The 13,893-nt window shown below is 45.0% G+C and carries 12 protein-coding genes; 8 read left to right on the forward strand and 4 right to left on the reverse strand.

All coding sequences use genetic code 11. The annotated features are described in order from the left end of the window. Positions 1–100 precede the first annotated feature (100 nt). Together gcvH and AACR11_RS04290 are read right to left on the reverse strand one after the other, a co-directional pair. The gene (gene gcvH / locus AACR11_RS04285) at positions 101–481 is read right to left on the reverse strand and encodes a glycine cleavage system protein GcvH (RefSeq protein WP_005451648.1); all 381 of its coding nucleotides are present in this window, start codon (positions 479–481) and stop codon (positions 101–103) included. A gap of 51 nt (positions 482–532) precedes the next feature. Then, positions 533–1,828: a serine hydroxymethyltransferase gene (locus tag AACR11_RS04290; RefSeq protein WP_005451650.1), complete on the reverse strand. Its 1,296-nt coding sequence runs from the start codon at positions 1,826–1,828 to the stop codon at positions 533–535. 379 nt (positions 1,829–2,207) lie between these two features. Between AACR11_RS04290 and AACR11_RS04295 the strand changes: the two genes are divergently transcribed. Then, positions 2,208–2,831, forward strand: a complete 624-nt coding sequence (locus tag AACR11_RS04295; RefSeq protein ID WP_005431308.1) for a helix-turn-helix domain-containing protein — start codon at positions 2,208–2,210, stop codon at positions 2,829–2,831. A 260-nt stretch (positions 2,832–3,091) separates the two neighbouring features. Continuing rightward, positions 3,092–4,210, forward strand: coding sequence for a glycine cleavage system aminomethyltransferase GcvT (gene gcvT / locus AACR11_RS04300; RefSeq protein WP_009696728.1), 1,119 nt, complete (start codon positions 3,092–3,094; stop codon positions 4,208–4,210). A gap of 194 nt (positions 4,211–4,404) precedes the next feature. Here gcvT and AACR11_RS04305 read toward each other — a convergent pair whose 3' ends face one another. Further along, complete coding sequence (locus AACR11_RS04305) at positions 4,405–5,130, reverse strand: TetR/AcrR family transcriptional regulator (RefSeq protein WP_079325555.1); 726 nt, start codon at positions 5,128–5,130, stop codon at positions 4,405–4,407. Between the two features lie 163 nt (positions 5,131–5,293). Between AACR11_RS04305 and AACR11_RS04310 the strand changes: the two genes are divergently transcribed. The 4 genes from AACR11_RS04310 to AACR11_RS04325 all read left to right on the forward strand — a co-directional run bounded on the left by AACR11_RS04310 (position 5,294) and on the right by AACR11_RS04325 (position 11,443). Beyond that, positions 5,294–6,367: an efflux RND transporter periplasmic adaptor subunit gene (locus AACR11_RS04310; RefSeq protein WP_029789377.1), complete on the forward strand. Its 1,074-nt coding sequence runs from the start codon at positions 5,294–5,296 to the stop codon at positions 6,365–6,367. Then, positions 6,367–7,428, forward strand: a complete 1,062-nt coding sequence (locus AACR11_RS04315) for an efflux RND transporter periplasmic adaptor subunit (protein ID WP_079325557.1) — start codon at positions 6,367–6,369, stop codon at positions 7,426–7,428. The genes AACR11_RS04310 and AACR11_RS04315 overlap by 1 nt, the downstream gene beginning before the upstream one ends. Beyond that, the gene (gene vmeV / locus AACR11_RS04320) at positions 7,428–10,487 is read left to right on the forward strand and encodes a multidrug efflux RND transporter permease subunit VmeV (protein ID WP_005451657.1); all 3,060 of its coding nucleotides are present in this window, start codon (positions 7,428–7,430) and stop codon (positions 10,485–10,487) included. Before AACR11_RS04315 ends, vmeV begins: the two co-directional genes overlap by 1 nt. A gap of 239 nt (positions 10,488–10,726) precedes the next feature. After that, complete coding sequence (locus tag AACR11_RS04325) at positions 10,727–11,443, forward strand: hypothetical protein (protein ID WP_005451660.1); 717 nt, start codon at positions 10,727–10,729, stop codon at positions 11,441–11,443. Between the two features lie 126 nt (positions 11,444–11,569). On the opposite strand, the gene AACR11_RS04330 is transcribed toward AACR11_RS04325, so the two are convergent. Next, positions 11,570–12,133, reverse strand: a complete 564-nt coding sequence (locus AACR11_RS04330; RefSeq protein ID WP_079325559.1) for a porin family protein — start codon at positions 12,131–12,133, stop codon at positions 11,570–11,572. A 306-nt stretch (positions 12,134–12,439) separates the two neighbouring features. On the opposite strand from AACR11_RS04330, the gene AACR11_RS04335 reads away from it, so the two are divergent. Then, positions 12,440–13,267, forward strand: a complete 828-nt coding sequence (locus tag AACR11_RS04335; RefSeq protein WP_029789373.1) for a winged helix-turn-helix domain-containing protein — start codon at positions 12,440–12,442, stop codon at positions 13,265–13,267. Then, positions 13,258–13,752 (forward strand): hypothetical protein, encoded by a 495-nt coding sequence (locus AACR11_RS04340; RefSeq protein ID WP_029789372.1) that lies wholly within the window; start codon positions 13,258–13,260, stop codon positions 13,750–13,752. Before AACR11_RS04335 ends, AACR11_RS04340 begins: the two co-directional genes overlap by 10 nt. Positions 13,753–13,893 lie beyond the last annotated feature (141 nt).

Consider the following 13,893-nt stretch of genomic DNA (forward strand, 5'->3'; position numbering starts at 1 on the left):
ACGGATTTACGCTACTGATAATCTAAATTATACGTCCGAACCTAGAAAAAAAGCTGTCCACTAATCGTTATGCTAGGGGACAGCTTTCGTCTCATCCTAATTACTCTTCTTCGATAGAGCTTAGGTATTCTTCCGCATCTTTTAAGTCATCCAACTCAGATGGGTTTGAAAGCTTCACTTTCACAATCCAACCACCTTCGTATGGTTCTTCGTTGATTAGCTCTGGGCTGTCTTCTAGCTCTTCGTTGATTTCAACTACTTCGCCAGTGATTGGTGAGTAGATGTCTGAAGCGGCTTTTACTGACTCAACCAAAGAAAAGCTTTCGCCCGCTTCGACTTCATCTTCCACGTCTGGTAGGTCAACGAAAACTACGTCACCTAGCATCTCTTGAGCGTGCTCTGAAATACCGATAGTTACTGTGCCGTCACCGTTGTCACGTACCCACTCGTGGCTATCTGTAAACTTCAGTGTTTTGTCCATTGCTTAATCTCCAAATAACTTGTCAGGATAGTTTCTGATTTAATAAATCTTTTATTGGTAAAGAGGGTAACGACTGCAAAGCTCTTTCACTTGCTTGCGTACGCGTTTTTCTACTTCTGCGTCACCTTCTGGGTTGTTAACCAAACCGTCCAGTACGTCACCAATCCAATTACCGATGAGTTTGAATTCTTCAGCGCCAAAGCCGCGGCTTGTACCCGCAGGCGTTCCTAAACGGATGCCCGATGTAATCATAGGCTTCTCTGTGTCGAATGGGATGCCATTTTTGTTACACGTGATACCTGCACGCTCTAGTGCTTCTTCTGCTTTGTTGCCTTTCAAGCCTTTAGGGCGAAGGTCAACCAGCATTAGGTGCGTGTCTGTACCACCGGTTACGATGTCGCAACCGCGAGTTTGCAATACTTCCGCTAGAACTTTTGCGTTGTTGATCACTGAATCAATATAAGTTTTGAATTCAGGACCAAGCGCCTCACCGAACGCCACTGCCTTAGAAGCAATCACGTGCATTAGTGGGCCGCCTTGTAGACCTGGGAATACCGCTGAGTTGATTTTCTTAATGATGTCTTCGTGATTGGTCAGAATCATACCGCCACGTGGACCACGCAGTGTTTTGTGGGTTGTAGTCGTAACCACGTGTGCGTGAGGAAGCGGGCTAGGGTGCGCGCCTGTTGCGATAAGACCGGCGATGTGCGCCATGTCGACCATAAGAATCGCGTTTACTTCGTCTGCGATTTCGCGGAATTTTGCGAAGTCGATAGTACGTGGAATAGCACTACCGCCTGCGATGATCATTTTAGGTTGGTGCTCAAGTGCTAGTTGGCGAACGTCTTCGTAGTTGATTTCTAGTGTTTCGCGGTCAACGCCATATTGAACTGCGTTAAACCACTTACCAGAAAGTGCAGGGCGTGCACCGTGTGTTAGGTGACCACCTGCGTCCAGAGACATACCAAGAATAGTGTCGCCAGGTTGAAGTAGTGCCAGTTTTACTGCGCCGTTTGCTTGTGCGCCTGAGTGTGGTTGAACGTTTGCGTATTCACAATTGAAAAGTTTTTTCGCGCGTTCGATAGCAATGGCTTCCACTGTATCTACGTGCTCACAACCACCATAGTAACGGCGACCTGGGTAACCTTCAGCGTATTTGTTTGTTAGGCATGTGCCTTGAGCTTGCATTACCGCTTTAGACACGATGTTCTCAGAAGCGATAAGTTCGATTTGTTCGTTTTGGCGAGCGAATTCTGCCTGAATTCCAGCAAAGACAGCGTCATCTGTCGCGGAGAGGTTGGTAGAGAAAAAGTTTTCCAAGCTGTGGTTAGGGTAACTCTTGTTCATGGTAGTTGACCTTCCAAATCTGAAAATGAACCCGCAGTAGAAATAGTTGTTTGATTGCGATGGTGGCTCATTTGTCCTCAAAACAGCTGAACTGCATAGCAGAACAGAGTGACTTTCGACCCGAATAAGTGGGTTAAAACTCCGTCGGATTGTGGTTTCTCTTGTCCAATCTCTTACGGAAATGTGCATCTCTACATCTAACAAGTTGGTAACATAGCGCTTGCGGAACGAACAATCAACCAAAAATTTCCTATAGGAAACGAGATTTCTGGTTTTGTTAACAAGAGCACGCTTTAATTAACTCGGTGGACTTTTATCCATTATAGGGTTCATGCACAATGCTAATAGGAAGGAATAAAGGATATTTACAGAGGGATTTATGGCAGAAAGCATTTACGATGAATACCCGTCAATGACGTTGGCGAAAGAGCAACAAGACCAAAATATTGAACCGCTTAAGCTCGGTCAGCGCATTAAAGATATCCGCTCTAAACTTGGTATCACTTTGGAAGAGGCGAGCCAACGTACTGGACTTGCGCGTTCTACGCTAAGTAAGATCGAGAATGAACAGATTTCTCCTACGTTCCAAGCGATGCAAAAGCTAGCTCACGGATTGCAGATCGATATGCCGCAACTATTTGAACCGCCAAGGAAAAAGGTGGCGACAGGGCGTCGCGATGTGACCAAAAAGAAAGAGGGCAAACCGCACCCAACCCAAACTTACGAGCACGAGCTGCTGGCGACTCAACTTTCCAATAAGAAAATGATGCCTTTTAAGAGCCAAATCCGTGCGCGCAGTTTTGACGAATACAAAGACTGGGTTCGCCATGATGGGGAAGAGTTTTTACTCATCTTATCAGGTGAGGTTATGTTTTATTCTGAGTTCTATGAGCCTGTTGTATTAAGCGAAGGCGACAGTGTGTATTACGATGCGAACATGGGTCATATGTTGACCAGTGTGAGTGAGGAAGACGCGCACATTTTGTGGGTGACTGCCAAATAGTGATAAATAGTTGTAAATTTCCTATAGTGAAAGCAAACGATTGCTATCTGTTTTTAATGCGTTATGATGGCGCTCTGTTGATGATATCTCACTCAACAGAGCGCCTTTTTTGTGCGTTTTGTTGTGATTAAAATGTTAAAAGTCACACTTTTGAAAGTCGAGCGATGTCTTGTTCGTGCAAAATTGAATCAAGCGTGTTTATTATTGGAAACACATTGAATGCCGACAGCATTCTCGGGTCTATCTAAATGGAGACGAAAATGACTCAAGAACTTCTGAAAACACCACTGCATGCACTTCATGTTGAAGTAGGCGCAAAGATGGTCCCGTTCGCGGGTTACGACATGCCAGTTCAATACCCACTAGGCGTTAAGAAAGAACACTTACACACACGTGATGCAGCAGGTCTGTTCGATGTTTCTCACATGGGTCAACTTCGTTTGATTGGCGATGGTGCGGCAGCTTTCCTAGAGACATTAGTTCCTGTTGATATCGTAGATCTAGGCGCAGGCAAGCAACGTTATGCGTTCTTCACTAATGAGCAGGGCGGTATCATGGATGACTTGATGGTCGCGAACCTTGGTGACCATCTGTTTGTGGTTGTGAACGCAGCATGTAAAGAGCAAGACATTGCACACCTTCAAGCGCATCTTCCTTCCGGCGTTGAGCTGGAAATCATCGATGATCGTGCACTGCTTGCGATTCAAGGTCCTAAAGCAGCAGAAGTACTAGCGCGTTTTGCTCCTGAAGTAGCAGAGATGCTGTTCATGGATGTTCGCAAAGTTGAACTACTAGGCGTTGAGTGCATTGTTTCTCGTAGTGGTTACACTGGCGAAGACGGTTACGAAATCTCGGTACCGGCTGACAAAGCAGAAGAGCTTGCTCGTAAGCTAACTGGCGAAGAGGAAGTAGAGTGGATTGGCCTTGGTGCTCGTGATTCACTTCGTCTTGAATGTGGTCTGTGTCTATACGGTCATGACTTAGATACAACGACGACTCCTGTTGAAGCAAGCCTATTATGGGGCATCCAAAAAGTACGTCGCGCAGATGGTGAGCGTGCGGGTGGTTTCCCTGGTGCAGACATCATTCTTAAGCAGATCGAAACAAAAGACGTTGCTCGTAAGCGTATTGGCTTGGTTGGTCAAACAAAAGCGCCTGTGCGTGAAGGTGCAGAACTGTACGATGCAGATGGCAACAAGATTGGTGTAGTAACCAGTGGTACAGCAGGTCCAAATGCTGGTAAGCCAGTTTCTATGGGTTACGTGCGCGCCGATCTTGCGGCTATCGGTACAGAGCTATTTGCAGAAGTACGCGGCAAGATGCTACCAATGACGGTAGAAAAAATGCCTTTCGTACCGCAACGCTACTACCGTGGTTAATTAAAGCTCGTCATTTCAGCGAGCCAAAGCGAGACTAGGAATCTACTTCCCACGCGCTGTATAGCTATAGTGTCGCGTTTAGGAATAAGCAACTATTAAGTAGGTTCCATTTCGTTTCCTCTTTGAAACGAAAAGTATAAACAAAAATGCCGAGCAAATTGCTCGGCATTTTTACGTTATTCTGAAGGTGTTGATTACGCGCTTAATTCTTCAATCGGGCAACACATATCGATAACCACTTCACTCAATTTGTCTGGGTGAATCATGTCTTCTTTATTCACACTAAATTGGCTTGCCATGATGGTGTTGAACAATTCCCAGTGTCTGATCAGCATCTTGTCGCGGTTGTTTGCGTCTTCTGGCCATGTCTCTTGCATCATTGGAGCTAGGCTAATCGCGCCATGAGCAAATACCAGCATTTGCCATTTTGATTCCCACTGATCGATTTGGTATTCAGGGTACTCAACATTGTAGTCAGCAAAGAGGTCGGTAAAAATCGCTGCAAATTCGTCTTTCGATCTTAAGAAGTATTGCAGTAGCGCATCATCGCCTTGGCGAATCGCGTCAGCAATCATCTGCACTGGGTGAGGGTTAACCAGCGCAAACGCTAGCATTCTTACCATGAATAGGTAAATCTTTTGATTAGACGGGGTGTTTGCTGGCATTTCGTTAACCAGCTGCGCCATGTAACCCTGCATGAACTCGTCCATGGCATCACTTACGGCTTGCCAGATTTTCTCTTTGCTTCCGAAGTGGTGGCGAATCAAACTTTGGGAGACACCAGCCTTTTCACTGATGTTTCGAAGCGAAACTCGTTCATAACCTAACTCACAGAACATATCTGCCGCGACTCTAAGAATCAGGCACTTAGTTTGCTCAGCGGCTTCAGCACTCCTACGGCCTTGCTTTCTCTCTGTCATAGTTCGAATTTTCCCGAATATTATTCAACGCGCCTATTTTTACCAGAAACCGGACGATTTGACTAATTATTTTATTATCCACATGGAAAATATGTTGATCATTTTTTCATTATTCTTATACTGCACGGCTGTGTAGTAAATAAAAAGTCGATGGAGAAAGCCAGTGCGAAAACAATACCTAAAGCGCACATTTGTCGGAGCAGCGGTGGCATTGAGCCTCGCTACGATGCTGAAAGGGTGTAACAAAGCCGTATCAGAACCGTCCGAGCCATTAATCAAACCTGTAAAATTACTTGCTGTTAATGATCTGACTGTTGCCGATTCCGATGCATTCCTTGCGCGAATAGATGCAACGTACAGAGCCCAACTTTCATTTCAGGTTGGTGGCGAAATTGAGAAGTTGATCGTCAGAATGGGCGAGGAAGTGAAGCAGGGCGATGTCCTTGCAACGCTAGACCCAAAAGATCTGCAATTGGCGCTTGATGCGTCGCAAGCGCAATATTCGTTAGCGAAAACCCAATGGGAACGCTCGAAAAGTTTGTACAACAAGAAGCTGATCAGTACTGATAGCTATGACCAGCAAGAAACCCAGTACAAAGCCGCACTGGCAAACCTTGAGCAAGCAAAAACAGACTTAAGCTACACAGAGATTCATGCACCGTTTGATGGTGTGGTTTCTTACACCTACGTGAAGCCGTACCAAGTTGTCGCGGCGAAACAAGAAATTCTAAACCTTATCGACAATACCACGTTGGATGTGTCGTTCACTTTGCCCGTCACGTATGCAGAAGCGGTGTCACTGAACACATTAAAAGACGCGGAAATGTGGGTAACGATGGACAGCGAACCAAACAATCGCATTCAAGGCACATTCAAAGAGATTTCGACTCAGCCAAACGCAGACACTAACAGTTATGAAGCGATTGTGACCATTACTCGTCCGTCTGATCGTAACTTGCTGACGGGCATGACAGGTCAAGTTCATATCGCTAAGCAAAATGTTTCGGATGCTGTAATGCTGCCAAGCGCGGCGTGGGTAAGCAAAAGCGAAACTCAAGGCGAAGTTTGGGTGATGGACAGTGAAACACAACAGGTGAATAAAGTGACCTTGTCACTAAATAAAAATGGTGGTGTGGAGTCGGGTCTAGACAAGAACGATTATGTTGTCATCGCGGGTGTTGAGCGCCTAGTTGAAGGTCAAGTGGTGAAAGCTTGGGTTCGTGAGGAAGGTATTTAATGAAACGTTCACTATTTACAGTTTCTGCTATTGCGCTTGCAGTGCTGACTGGTTGTAACAGCAACGAAGGGGCAGTTGTTGAACAACCTTTGTATGTGTCGACGGTCTCTGTCGATGTTCCAGTAAAGAGCCAGTTCCGTACCTTTAAGGGACAAGTAGTGCCTGCTGAACAAACTCCGATTGCGTTTCGTCGAGCCGGTGAGGTGCAACATGTGTTGGTGAAAGCTGGTGACACAGTCAAAGAAGGTCAGATGATCGCTAAGCTTGATGACAGTAAAGAGAAGCAAGCAGTCAATGATGCCGAGGCGCAATACACGCTTGCTATTCGTCAGCTTAAACGTGGGGAAGAGTTGCACAGCCGCCAAATGATTTCGAAAGCGGAGCTAGACGAACTAACGGCAAACAAGGAGCTGGCAGAAGCGAACTTCTATAACGCGACAAACCAGTTGAATTACACCCGTTTGTTTGCCCCGTTTGCAGGCAAAGTTTCTGACGTATTTAAAGAGCGTTTCGAGCGTGTTGCGATTGGTGAGCCGGTTCTAAACCTTTATCAAAGTGACAAAGTGTACGTTCGTATTGAACTGTCAGATAACGTATTAGCAATGGTGAATCCAAACACTCAAAGCATGAGTTACCAACCTCAAGCAACGTTCTCTGGTGATGAAAAGCGGTATCAGTTGAACTACTTGGAGCACACCAGTGAGCCAAATGCCCAAACACAAACTTACCAAATGTACCTGACGATGCCTCAGCCTGAGCAAGAGATTTTGCCGGGCACAAGCGTAAGCGTGTCGGTTGATATGGTAGCGGCAGGCATTACGTCTATTGATGGCTACAACATCCCAATGACAGCGCTGCAAGCGGGCAGTCATGACGGTGAGTTTTTCGTTTGGAAATTAAATGGTGACGCGGTCACAAAAGTTGCCGTGACCATCAATCAAGTTAATGGTGAAGGTGCGATTGTGTCCTCGGGTGTTGCTCAAGGCGATGTATTAGTGAATTCCAGCTTACGCAAACTTCGTGAAGGTAAGCATGTGGACGTGGTGGAGAAAGTACAATAATGAGCATTGCTGAATACTCAATTAAGAACAAAGTCATCAGCTGGCTGTTTATCGTTATTCTTGCGATCGGCGGTGTAACGTCGTTCTTAGAACTTGGTCGATTAGAAGACCCGGCATTTACCATTAAGGATGCGATGGTGATTGCGACTTATCCGGGCGCGACCTCTAAAGAAGTGGAAGAAGAACTGACTTATCCGCTTGAAAAAGAGATCCGTAAGTTGCCTTATATCGATAAGATTACGTCAACGTCTTCAAGTGGTATGTCACAGATTATGGTGAGCATGAAGATGGACTACGGTCCTGATGAACTGCCGCAGATCTGGGATGAAATGCGTCGTAAGATCAACGATTTGCAACCAACTTTGCCGCAAGGTGTTCAATCTCTGCAAATCATTGATGACTTTGGCGACGTGTACGGCGTGATGTTAATGCTCACAGGTGATGACTACGATTACATCGAACTAAAGCGTTACGCGGACCAACTTACGCGTGAGCTTGAACTTATCGACGGTGTGGGCAAAGTGGACATTGCTGGTGATCAGCAAGAGATGCTTTTCGTTGAAATCTCTCTTGATCGTTTAGCTGCGCTTAACCTCGACATGAACGTGATCTCTGGTTTGCTGAACCAACAGAACAATGTGGTTTCTGCTGGTGAAGTGATGGTGAACGGCGAGAGTCTAATTATTCGTCCTAGCGGCACGCTAAACACCGTAGAAGCCTTGGAAAACCTGATTATTCACGGTCGTGATACAGGTAATCTGATCCGCCTAAAAGATGTTGCAACCATCAGCCGTGGCATTCAAGAAAAGCCGGGTAATGTTCTATTGTTCAACGGTAAGAAAGCGATCAACATTGGTATCTCGTTTGCATCAGGTGTGAACGTGGTAGAAGTGGGGCAACGTATTGAAGCGGAACTGGCAAGCCTTGAAACGATCAAGCCTGCTGGTATCGATATGAACTATTTCTACAACCAGTCACAAGAAGTGGATGACTCGGTAAAAGCGTTTGTTATTAGCTTGGCAGAAGCGGTTGCGATCGTAATTATTGTACTGTTGTTCACCATGGGGCTGCGTAGTGGTTTGATCATTGGTTTGGTTCTGCTGTTGACGGTATTCGGCACCTTCATATTAATGAACTACAACAATATCGAGCTGCACCGTATCTCGCTGGGGGCACTTATCATTGCCCTCGGTATGCTGGTGGATAATGCCATTGTTGTTGTCGAAGGGATATTGGTTGGTCTTAAGAAGGGTCGTACTAAAGTTCAAGCGGCAACGGATATTGTAAAACAAACCCAGTGGCCATTACTTGGTGCTACCGTTATTGCGATCACTGCTTTCGCACCTATCGGTTTATCTCAAGACGCGACGGGTGAGTTTATGGGCTCGTTGTTCTGGGTATTGTGTTTCTCGCTATTTTTAAGCTGGATTACTGCAATTACGCTAACGCCTTTCCTAGCGGATCTTCTATTGAAAGAAGAAGACAAAGGCGCGGATGCTGAAGACGAAGACCCATACAAAGGCTGGTTATTCGTTGCATTTGGTGCGTCTTTGAAGCTTGCTCTTCGTTTCCGTTGGTTGACCGTTGCAGGCATGGTGGCGTTGCTTGTGGGTGCAGTGGTTGCGTTTGGTAGTGTTAAGCAACAGTTCTTCCCACCTTCAAATACACCGATGTTCTACGTTGATATGTGGATGCCTGAAGGCACAGATATTCGTGAAACCATCAAGAAAGCAGAAGAAGTAGAAAGCTACATTCGTACTCAAGATGATATTGATTTTGTTTCTGCCTCGATTGGTCAAGGTTTGCAGCGTTTCGCTCTGACTTACCAGCCGGAAAAGAGTTACGAAGCTTACGCACAGTTCCAAGTTCGTACTACGGACCGTGACAACATGTTCAAGCTTCTGCACAAGCTAGACGACAATCTAGCGAAGACGTTTGATAAGCCAACGTTCCAGTTCAAGCTGATGGAGTTTGGTCCGTCGCCAGCTTCTAAGATTGAGGCACGTATTACTGGTCCAGATCCACAAGTGCTGCGTGAGCTAGCAGTACAAGTAGAAGACATTCTGCACACTGACCCAGGCGCTCGCAATATTCGTCATGATTGGCGTGAGCGTACTAAAGAGCTTGTACCGGTATTTAACGAATCAAAAGCGCGTCGCTTAGGTATTTCGAAGCAAGATCTTTCAAGTACGCTACAAATGGCGTTTGGCGGTAGCACACTAGGCTTCTTACGCGATGGTACGCATATTCTGCCTATCATGACGCGTCTACCAGAAGCGGAGCGTGTTGACTTTGAATCGCTGCAAAACGTGAACATTTGGAGTCCATCGTTACAGACGTACATCCCAGTTGATCAAGTGATTGACGGTGTGAAATTGGATTGGGATGAGCCGTTGATTCAACGTCGTGACCGTAAACGTACTCTAACGGTACTGGCTGACCACGACGTATTGAGTGACGATACCGCGGCAAGCTTGTTTGCTCGTGTACAACCAAAAGTGATGGCGCTACACATTCCAGAAGGGTACGAAATTACTTGGGGTGGTGAATACGAGTCATCAAAAGATGCGCAAGAAGGGCTGTTTGGCTCATTGCCAATGGGTTACCTATTGATGTTCATCATTACGATGCTTCTGTTTAACTCATTAAAGAAACCACTGGTTATTTGGTTCACGGTGCCGTTGTCTATCATCGGTGTGGCGTTTGGTCTTCTGACGACAAACATGCCATTCAGCTTTACTGCTTTCCTTGGTCTGCTGAGCTTAAGCGGTATGATTCTGAAAAACGGTATCGTACTTCTAGACCAGATTAACCTTGAGCTTGAATCAGGCAAGGATCCTTACTTAGCCATTGTTGATAGTGCGATTAGCCGTGTTCGTCCAGTAAGTATGGCAGCACTGACAACGATTCTGGGTATGATTCCACTCGTGTTTGATGCTTTCTTCGGTTCAATGGCGATTACGATTATGGCAGGCCTTGGTTTTGCTACAGTGCTAACATTGATTGTCGTTCCAGTCATGTTTGCAATTCTGTTTAAGATCAAACCAACCACTGCATAAGGGACCAACCTGACTTCTGTCAGATTCCTGCCTAGCCCTGGGGATTTTCCTCAGGGCTTTTTTGATCTTGGCGTATAGGGATGAGAAACGAGATTTGAGAAGAAAAAGAGTAGATAAAAGCGAAAAAGACAAAGTGGGTGGTTTGGTGAACACTTAACGGATTTTTATGATTTTCTTGCAAGCGATTGATAAATGATGCGTATACTAACAAAACATCATGATTAAAAGAGCGAACGCAAATGATAAATCGTGGATTACACGGACTCTTCCTTCTAGGTTCACTAACGCTTATTGGCTGTTCTTCTACAGACAGTGTTTCTACAAATACCACAGCTTCTGAAGCACCTGTGGAAATCAAAAGTGTCGATGCGGCAACTATCGCGACTTGGATCGACCAAAGCATTTTGAATCCAGAAGGGCTTTCTCTAGAAAACGATAAAATTCGTTACCTAACAGGCTCCGCGGATTTAAATAGCGATGGAGTAGCGGAGCACTTTGTATTGCTTCAAGATCGCTATTTCTGCGGCAGTGGCGGTTGTAGCGCGTATATGTTTGACAACAACGGCAAGGTTCTTAACCGCATGTCAGTTACTAGAACGCCTGTTGTGTTGGCTGACAGTTACAGCAATGGTTGGCAAGACTTTATTGTGTGGAGCAACGGCGCTTATCGTCAAATGAGCTTCAATGGTAACACTTACCCAAGTAACCCGTCGTTAGAGCCAAAAATTGACCGTGATACTAAGGTACAGACTGCGCTTGCTTATGTGATGGCAACTGAACTGTACCAGCAAGATGGTTATGACATTATGCCGGCAGAAGACCAAGAAATTTGGACGCCAGCCAATGTTTATCATTTTACGTTTAAGCATTACGGCGACCCACACAGTGTCTACCAAGCGACGGTAGACATGAACACGGGGGATGTCGATATTGAAGCGGTACCGATGCAGAAGTAGGTCGTACAAAAGTACATGATGAAAAAATAAGTATCGGTTAAACAGACCCGAACAAGAAAAGGGCGACAGCTATTAAAATTAGTGTCGCCCTTTGTGGTTTCTATGTGTTTGCTTTTTCTTTGATTATTAGAACTTGTACGTTGCGCCCGCATAGAAGGAGCCGATCTGGATTTCGGTATCTTTGCTCGAACGGGTTGAATCGACGTTGAAGTGGTCCATCTCATACGCCGCACGGAAAGTGATGTTGCTAAGCTGATGTGGTGTATATTCAAGACCAGCGCCGACGCGAAGTAATAACTCGTCTTCGTCAGGTCCTAACCCTTCCGGGATATCAACCGAGATATATCCCAAGCCTAATGTCGCAAATGGTCGCAAACCGTTGTCGAAGGTATAACCAATATTTGCCGCGACGGAGACACTGTTTACATCCAAATCTAACGGGGTGTGCTTAAGCTTAATAGCACCATAATCTGTGTATTGAGCTTCAACACCAACGATACGATTGAACTGATACCCTCCGATAAGTTTAAAGGTTGTACCGTCACCATCGAGCTGTGTGAATGGGTCATCATCGCTATAGGTAGTATTACCGATACCACCTCCCAAATAAAAACCGGACACGTCTTTTGAGTCATTTGCTTGGGCTTGAATACTGCCTAGTGCTAGAAGAAGGATGACTGCTTTTCTCATTGTTATTTACCTCTGTATTACTGTCTGTCTTGTTGTGTTTAAAACAGTGTTCATTATCCGAGTGAGGCGATGAAAAACTAAACTAAAAGTAAACAAAAACCAAATAATTTCAATCGATTTAGATACTTACGAAATTGTGTGTTTTTTGTGTAATCAGTGGCTGTTCATCGTAATTTATTAATGATGCAATGCAGAGCTGCTGGGTGATTCAGTGCGATGGTGTGAATTGTGAACACTGAGAGATTTCTGATTTGATTTTGCAAACCTAACCTATAATTCAAGGAGTTGAGAAAATAGTGAGACTGTATGCATAGAATCTATTTCGCCAATTTAATCCTCGATCCGACGACAAGGAAATTGTCCAATTCACGAGGCAGTGATGTACCGTTAAGACCGCTCCCTTATCAAGTGTTGAACCTGTTGATTGAAAAGCAGGGTGTTCATGTCACTCGAGAGGAGTTATTTGAAACGTGTTGGGATGGTTCGGTAGTCACGGATCAAGCACTAACTAATGTCATCTCGGGCTTGAGAAAGAAGCTAGGGCAGTTGGATGCAAAAGGCGTAAAGATAAAAACCGTTAGCAAAATTGGCTATTTACTAGAAATTGATGACGACGCTAAACCCACTAAACAAAAAGTGCAGATCCCGGATTTAGAAACATTGGAACCAGAGTCCGCCGAAACGGTTAGAACTTCCGTTCAAAGACCAACTGAATCGCGAGGTAAGGCATTGAACTTGGCACCAATACTGAGCTTGCTACTTGTTTTAGCACTTGGATCAGCATTGTATTTTCGTCCTTTCGCGCCACATCCTGATTTCCTCAATAATTCTGAATATCACGACTTTTCCGTCTCTGAAACGGACTTTTATTTTTACGACCTCAAACATGATGAGCTTAATCTTTTGGCTTTGGCAACCAGTCTGAATGAGGATTCATTTCCTGTCTGTCCGGCAATTGTTTATTTACGAGTTTCCGAATCCGCTTATCAAGAAGGTGCGTACATTTTGCGTGCCTTTGCGTTTGCTAAAAATAGCAATAAGAACGTCAACTACATTAACTTCTCACTTGAGATTGAATCGTTAAAAGAGACCATCTTGGAGAGCATGAGGAGGGCGGACGCAATATGCAAATAAACAAACTTGCCGTGCTTAATATCGGATTGACACTCGTTTTAGTTGGCGTTGTCGTACATCAAAAGTACTTTCAGTCGGATGAGATTACTGGGTCCCGCTGGGCTTGTGCGACCTATGAAGAGGACTTTATCACGAAAGGCTATCGACGATACGAGTACATCAAAGATCGCTCTGTAGTGGTGTTTAGCTCCGATAGGGATATGTATATCTTTCAAAAAGGTTCACTTCTGACTAAGACGGGTGAAAGTAAAGAATACGAAATGATTTTCAATGGGAAGTATAAGGTCGATGGACATGAGTTATCAGTGGATTATCAAAAGGTAAGCTGGAATCACCAACCGACAGAAAGTGAAGTGTTTATCCGCGATATGAACTCGTATGTTGGAACGAAAACGGACTTTATTTATAAAGTTGAAAATGACCGTTTGTTCTTTTTCAATCAAAGCGAAGCAGAGGAAAGTAACTTTGTTTGTTACCGCATTTAGTCATCCATTCGTTTTTTCATATTTAGTTATCTGACCACGCTTCTGTTCGCCTCTCTACAATAAAAAACACCTCCCAATGCCGAAGCAGAGGGAGGTGTCGAATGCCAAATCGAGGGAGGCATTGTTAATCGTTAATCAATC

The sequence above is a fragment of the Vibrio sp. L85 genome (assembly GCF_963871815.1).
Lineage (GTDB): Bacteria > Pseudomonadota > Gammaproteobacteria > Enterobacterales > Vibrionaceae > Vibrio > Vibrio harveyi.

Excerpts from the sequence above, each read along its gene's own strand:
- AACR11_RS04305 (WP_079325555.1), bottom strand. The coding sequence starts at position 5,130 with ATGACAGAGAGAAAGCAAGGCCGTAGGAGTGCTGAAGCCGCTGAGCAA.
- AACR11_RS04325 (WP_005451660.1), top strand. The coding sequence starts at position 10,727 with ATGATAAATCGTGGATTACACGGACTCTTCCTTCTAGGTTCACTAACG.
- AACR11_RS04290 (WP_005451650.1), bottom strand. The coding sequence starts at position 1,828 with ATGAACAAGAGTTACCCTAACCACAGCTTGGAAAACTTTTTCTCTACC.
- gcvT (WP_009696728.1), top strand. The coding sequence starts at position 3,092 with ATGACTCAAGAACTTCTGAAAACACCACTGCATGCACTTCATGTTGAA.
- AACR11_RS04330 (WP_079325559.1), bottom strand. The coding sequence starts at position 12,133 with ATGAGAAAAGCAGTCATCCTTCTTCTAGCACTAGGCAGTATTCAAGCC.
- AACR11_RS04295 (WP_005431308.1), top strand. The coding sequence starts at position 2,208 with ATGGCAGAAAGCATTTACGATGAATACCCGTCAATGACGTTGGCGAAA.
- vmeV (WP_005451657.1), top strand. The coding sequence starts at position 7,428 with ATGAGCATTGCTGAATACTCAATTAAGAACAAAGTCATCAGCTGGCTG.
- AACR11_RS04315 (WP_079325557.1), top strand. The coding sequence starts at position 6,367 with ATGAAACGTTCACTATTTACAGTTTCTGCTATTGCGCTTGCAGTGCTG.
- AACR11_RS04340 (WP_029789372.1), top strand. The coding sequence starts at position 13,258 with ATGCAAATAAACAAACTTGCCGTGCTTAATATCGGATTGACACTCGTT.
- AACR11_RS04335 (WP_029789373.1), top strand. The coding sequence starts at position 12,440 with ATGCATAGAATCTATTTCGCCAATTTAATCCTCGATCCGACGACAAGG.
- gcvH (WP_005451648.1), bottom strand. The coding sequence starts at position 481 with ATGGACAAAACACTGAAGTTTACAGATAGCCACGAGTGGGTACGTGAC.